This is a genomic window from Phycisphaerales bacterium (genome assembly GCA_035627955.1).
In the GTDB taxonomy this organism is placed as follows: Bacteria; Planctomycetota; Phycisphaerae; order Phycisphaerales; family UBA1924; genus JAEYTB01.
The window spans coordinates 533,993-538,975 of the sequence record DASPKU010000001.1 but is presented as its reverse complement, the minus strand read 5'-3'; the positions used below and the strand labels follow the sequence as shown (position 1 = coordinate 538,975).

General features: G+C 67.5%; 4 protein-coding genes. 3 read left to right on the top strand and 1 reads right to left on the bottom strand.

All coding sequences use genetic code 11. The features are described from left to right. Positions 1–100: 100 nt before the first annotated feature. On the top strand, positions 101–403 hold the full coding sequence (locus VD997_02140) for a nucleotidyltransferase family protein (GenBank protein HYE60770.1): 303 nt from the start codon (positions 101–103) through the stop codon (positions 401–403). Next, on the top strand, positions 393–782 hold the full coding sequence (locus tag VD997_02135; GenBank protein ID HYE60769.1) for a HepT-like ribonuclease domain-containing protein: 390 nt from the start codon (positions 393–395) through the stop codon (positions 780–782). Before VD997_02140 ends, VD997_02135 begins: the two co-directional genes overlap by 11 nt. 14 nt (positions 783–796) lie before the next feature. Here VD997_02135 and VD997_02130 read toward each other — a convergent pair whose 3' ends face one another. Continuing rightward, on the bottom strand, positions 797–1,675 hold the full coding sequence (locus VD997_02130) for a nitrilase-related carbon-nitrogen hydrolase (protein HYE60768.1): 879 nt from the start codon (positions 1,673–1,675) through the stop codon (positions 797–799). A gap of 585 nt (positions 1,676–2,260) precedes the next feature. Here VD997_02130 and VD997_02125 point away from each other — a divergent pair. Then, complete coding sequence (locus VD997_02125) at positions 2,261–4,297, top strand: amino acid permease (GenBank protein HYE60767.1); 2,037 nt, start codon at positions 2,261–2,263, stop codon at positions 4,295–4,297. Positions 4,298–4,983 lie beyond the last annotated feature (686 nt).

Genomic DNA, 4,983 nt, shown 5'->3' with positions numbered 1-4,983 from the left:
GGGGGGAGTTGCGGGGCGGGGGCGGTCGGGCGCGGGGCGGCGGTCTTGGGGCTGGCGGTGGTCATGTCGCATTCTACAATGAACCCGCACCGGAGCGCCCATGCAGTTGCACGGAGTTACTTTCCCGCCCGATGAAATCGCGTCGTTCTGCGCGCGACACGGCATCGCCAGACTGGCCCTTTTCGGCTCGATCCTGCGCGAGGACTTCTCGCCCGCCAGCGACATCGACGTGCTGGTGGAGTTCCTGCCGGGGCGCACACCCGGCCTCTTTGCTTTCGCGGGGATGCAGATGGAACTCACGGCGATGCTGGGCCGACGTGTGGACCTGCGCACGCCCGAGGACCTCTCGCGGTACTTCCGCAACGATGTGATGCGTCACGCGGTGGTCCAGTATGCCGCGTAGGGACCCGCCCGCCATCAGCGACCGCATCCGCGTCCAGCACATCCTGGAAGCCGCCCGCCATGTGGTGCAGTTCGTCCACGGACGTCGACGTGAGGACCTGGACACCGACCCGATGCTTCTGAGGGCGGTTCTGAACGCGCTCCAGGAGATTGGAGAAGCCGCGGCGCGGATGAGCGACGCCGGGCGCGCCCGTGTACCCGGCGTACCGTGGGGGCAGGTGGTGGAGACCCGTCACATCCTGGTGCATGTGTACTGGGGCGTGAACCGGACGAAGATCTGGGCGACGGCCACGCAGGACATGCAGCCGCTCATCGTGGCGATCGAGCAGGCGATCGTCAACTGGCCGCTGCCTGCAGATGACGAGCGGCCTCCGGTGTAGGTGCGTCGCGACGGTCAGCGTGGGCCGGCGATCTGCGTGTAGCTCTCCGGCCGCCGGTCCCGATAGAACTGCCACACGTTCCGCACCTCCTGGATCATGTCCAGGTCCAGGTCCGCGACCACGACCTCATCCTTGTCCCGCGAGGCCTGCGCGATGATCTGCCCGCGCGGGTTGCAGAAGTACGACTGCCCGTAGAACTCGCCGATGTTCCAGGGGGCCTCCGTTCCTACGCGGTTGATGGCCCCGACGTAGTACTGGTTGGCCACCGCGTGGGCGGGCTGCTCGAGTTTCCACAGGTACTCGCTGAGCCCCGCGACGGTGGCGGAGGGGTTGAAGACGATCTCGGCGCCATTCAGTCCCAGTTCGCGAGCGCCCTCGGGGAAGTGGCGGTCGTAGCAGATGTACACGCCGAGCTTGCCGAAGGGGGTTTCGAAGACCGGGTAGCCGCCGTTGCCGGGGGTGAAGTAGAACTTCTCCCAGAACCCGGGGTGGCAGTGGGGGATGTGGTGCTTGCGGTAGCGGCCCAGGTACTCGCCGGTGTGCGAGAGCACCGCGGCGGTGTTGTAGTAGGTCCCGCTGACCCTGCTGTCCTCCTCATAGATGGGCACGATGAGGACCATCCCGTGCTTCCTGGCCCGCTCCTGCATGAGCCTGATGGTGGGCCCGTCGGGGATGCGCTCGGCCGTCTGGTACCACTTCACGTGCTGCTCGGCGCAGAAGTAGGGCCCGTAGAAAATCTCCTGCAGGCAGCACACCTGCGCGCCTTTATCCGCGGCCTGGGCGATGAGCCCAAGGTGCTTCTCGATCATCGCCTCCTTGATCTTCTGGAGGTCGGCAGTGTCGGAAACCGGGTTGCTGGCCTGGATCAGGGCGGCGCGGGTCACTCTTGGCATGGTTTCAGTCTACGACGCGCCGGCGTGTTCACCACGCGGAATGAAGTGTTCACCACAGAGACACAGAGGCGCACAGAGGGGCACAGAGGAAGGCACGGGGCCTTTGAACGCGAAGGTCGCGAAGAGGAGCGAAGGCGCGAAGGTGGAATGGATCGGACTGTTCCAGCGGGACTGCCGCCCCCCCTCTTTCCGCTTCCCTCTTGGCGTCTTCGCTCCCCCCTCGCGACCTTCGCGTTCCAAGCTCGGGCTCCCGCAGGGCAGCGGGCCGTTACCAGAGGCCAGTAAACGGGCGGCGGGGGGCGGCGGCCGGGTTCCTGCCTTCCGAGAACCAATCTCGGAGGGGCGGAGGTTCAGTCCCTGACGGCAGCGGGCCGTCCACTGAGCGCAGCGGACCGGTCGCTGACGGCGGAGATTGAGTCTCCGCCGGCGGAGAATGGACTGCTGCCGCCCCGAACCCGCGTTTGCGGGCCAGGAACGCGGGTTTTGTCATTCCGGCACCGGCCTTCTCCGTACCGCAACCGAACAGATTGCGCCTCCGTCACTGCGTCACTCCGTCACTTTCCCACTTCCTCTACAGTCCCCGCCATGCTCACGGCCGAGAGCCGACCCCGCACCCTCTCCTGGCGTCATGCCGGCGCCCTCCTGTTCGGGGATTGGGGGACCAGCCGCCTGTACGTGCTGGGCCTGGCCTTCTACTACAGCGGGCACGCCTCGCTCCTCTACCTCGCCCTGATGTCGGTGATCATGGCCGCGGTTGCCTGGGCGTACACCATCGTGTGCCGGGCCTTCCCCGACGGCGGGGGCGTGTACACCGCGGCCCGGCCCATCAACCACACCCTGAGCGTCGTGGGCGGCACGCTGCTGCTGTGCAACTTCATGGTGACGGTCACGCTCTCGGCGGTGGACGGCTTCCACTACCTGGGCGTGCACGAGGACTACGTGGTGCCGGCGGTGATCGGCACGATTGCGCTGCTGGGGGCGGTGAACTGGCTGGGGGCCCGCAGCGCGGGACGCCTGGCCATCATCATTGCGGTGGTGTCGGTGGGGGCCTCGGCGATCATCGGCCTCCTGTGCGTGCCCTACCTGCGCGAGGGGCTGCAGAACTCCGTGGCGACGGTACCGGGGGTGAGCTCCGCGGGCGAGCGCTGGGAGGCGCTGGTGCGGATCGTGCTGGCGCTCTCGGGCGTGGAGGCGGTGGCCAACATCACCGGCATGATGAAGCAGCCGGTGGACCGCACCGCCAAGCGGACCATCTGGCCGGTGCTGGTCGAGGTCATCGTGCTGAACCTGGTGTTCGCGGTGGCCCTCAACGCCATCCACTCGCCCGTGCACGCGACGCGCTCGCCCGACACGGTAACCGTGCCCGCGACCGGCCAAGGGGCAGGGGGCAACGGCTCCGGGGCGGGGCCCACAGCTGCGGTGATGCAGCCCAGCGATCCGGCCGCTCCAGACTACGAGCACTACGAGGTCCACAACGGCGTCGATTCCGACAACGTCCCCGCGGAGGTGAGGCAGTACCGCGACACCGCCGTGAAGGGCCTGGCCACGGTGACGGCGTCGCGGTTCTTCGGCGACGGCGTGGGGCGGGTCTTCGGCATGGTGGCGGGCGTGGTGTTCGCCCTGCTGCTGCTGAGCGCGGCCAACACCGCCATCATGGCTATGGTCTCGGTGATCTATGCCCTGGCCCGCGACCGCGAGCTGCCGCCCAGCCTGGCCAAGCTCAACTACTCGGGCGTGCCCTGGCAGGGGCTGATCATCGCCTGCATCCTGCCCAGCGGCCTGGTGCTGCTGACCAGCGACGTCAAGACCCTGAGCGAGCTGTACGCCATCGGCGTGGTGGGCGCGATCGCGGTGAACCTGCTCTCCTGCGCGTACAACCGCGCGATCGAGGTGAAGCGCTGGGAGCGGTGGGGGCTGTGGGCCCTGGGCGGCCTCATGGCCGCGATCGAGATCACCATCGTGATCGCTAAGCCCAAGGCCACGCTCTTCGCGGGCATCTCGCTCGTCGTGGTCCTGGGAGCGCGATTCCTGCTGCGGCAGTTCCGCCACGCCCCGCCGGTGGTGCACGTGCCGCAGGAGGGCTGGCTCGCGCAGCTCCGCCAGGCACCGCCGAAGGTTCCAACCGGCGGCCCCCGCATCATGGTGGCCGTGCGAGGGCACGAGAACGTCCATTATGCGGTGGAGCGGGCCAGGAAGCGCGGAGCGGTGCTGTTTGCCATCTACGTGCGGGTGCTGCGCGTGCTGGACGTTCGTCCCGGCCAGATCCCGCAGATCGAGGACGACCCGCAGGCGCAGGCGGCCCTGGGCCTCGCCGCCATGCTCTGCCGCCAGAACAACGTGCCGTTCTTCCCCATCTACATCACCGCGACCGACATCGCGGCCGAGATTCTGGACTACACGGTCACCTTCGGGTGCGACGAGCTCATCATGGGCAAGAGCCGGCGCGGCTTCTTCTCCCGCACCCTGGAGGGTGACGTCGTCGCCCAGATCGCGCGCCAGCTCCCCGACGGGGTCAGGCTTGAGACCCGGGCCGGGGGGACCGCGCCGGTGGTGGCGACCGAGCGGCAGCCCACGGCCGAGCGGAAGGACGACGACACGGACGACCAGCCTCCACCGAGCTGATGGGGGGGGCGCTGTCGTTGCGAGCGCGCAACATGCACTCAACGCGTGGCTTACAAATCTGATTGGTCTGCAACGTGCAGGCGCACATCGACAACTCGCCCGCGCGCAAACTGCCCATCTTCACAAACGCGCACACCTCCGCGGGTGTGCATTCATGTGGATACCAGCCCGCGGCGGGGCTGATCGACCTGCGCAGCTAACCGACAGCCCCGCCGGGCGATGCGCAGGAATGTCAGCGCTTTCGTCAGAATTTTGCGCGGCAAAGACTTCGCACCCGTTGACAACCTTGCCTCCTGCATGGTGGAATGACGCTGCGTCTTCGCGGAGGCGAAGCTCCGGTTTCTATGACGAGAGGGTGATCGCGCCTGGAGGGCGCGCTGTCGGGGGTAGGGATGAGAACTCAGCCGAGAGAGTTGCTCGCGCGGAGCGCGGCGACGGGGTCCCTGCCCCCTCTCTATCCCTGTGTATCGCCTGAATCGGAAAGTCTGACAGATTTCACTCGCACATCACGGATGGTTCCGTGTGAGCGAGAGGTCGGTGTTGTTCGTCGCGTGTCATCGTCGGGCGCGGGCGGGAGGTTCCTCCCGGCTCCGCGCCGTGGCCGCTTTTGGTCCCCTGTGTCTGCACCTGTGTCTGCCGCAGTGCCCGCATTCTCCGGTCGCTGATTGATCTCTTTGGAGCCAGTC

What these genes read in the sequence shown, in the direction of transcription:
- VD997_02140 (HYE60770.1), top strand. Translation starts at nt 101, where the DNA reads ATGCAGTTGCACGGAGTTACTTTCCCGCCCGATGAAATCGCGTCGTTC.
- VD997_02135 (HYE60769.1), top strand. Translation starts at nt 393, where the DNA reads ATGCCGCGTAGGGACCCGCCCGCCATCAGCGACCGCATCCGCGTCCAG.
- VD997_02130 (HYE60768.1), bottom strand. Translation starts at nt 1,675, where the DNA reads ATGCCAAGAGTGACCCGCGCCGCCCTGATCCAGGCCAGCAACCCGGTT.
- VD997_02125 (HYE60767.1), top strand. Translation starts at nt 2,261, where the DNA reads ATGCTCACGGCCGAGAGCCGACCCCGCACCCTCTCCTGGCGTCATGCC.